This is a genomic window from Mycobacterium montefiorense, from assembly GCF_003112775.1.
GTDB classification, from domain to species: Bacteria; Actinomycetota; Actinomycetes; order Mycobacteriales; family Mycobacteriaceae; genus Mycobacterium; species Mycobacterium montefiorense.
The window spans coordinates 70,815-71,160 of the sequence record NZ_BFCH01000020.1 but is presented as its reverse complement, the minus strand read 5'-3'; the positions used below and the strand labels follow the sequence as shown (position 1 = coordinate 71,160).

Annotated in this window: 1 protein-coding gene; it reads left to right on the top strand. The window is 63.0% G+C overall.

Features of this window, described 5'->3' with window-relative positions; all coding sequences use genetic code 11:
- Positions 1-346: integrase core domain-containing protein (locus DB708_RS19690; RefSeq protein WP_133251031.1), on the top strand; the 346-nt coding region annotated here is incomplete at both ends.

Genomic DNA, 346 nt, shown 5'->3' with positions numbered 1-346 from the left:
ACGACCACGGGCAAGATTGAGCGTTTCCACCGCAGTATGCGTGCTGAATTCCTTAGCAACAGGCCAGCTTTCACCAGCCTGAAGACGGCTCAGCAGGCTCTCGATGAGTGGGTGGACTACTACAACACCGCCCGCCCGCATCAGTCGCTGGACATGGCCACCCCGGCGCAACGATTCACCGCAGCAGCCACGATGCCATCCGCATCAACAACGGCGCCGCCAGCGGCCGACCGCAGCGGTGATAACTGGGTCAGCCGACGGGTGTGTTCCAACGGCATTGTGTGCGTGTCCTGGCAGCAGGTCTGCATCGGCCGTCACCATGGCGGTGCCCGCTGTGATGTCCACG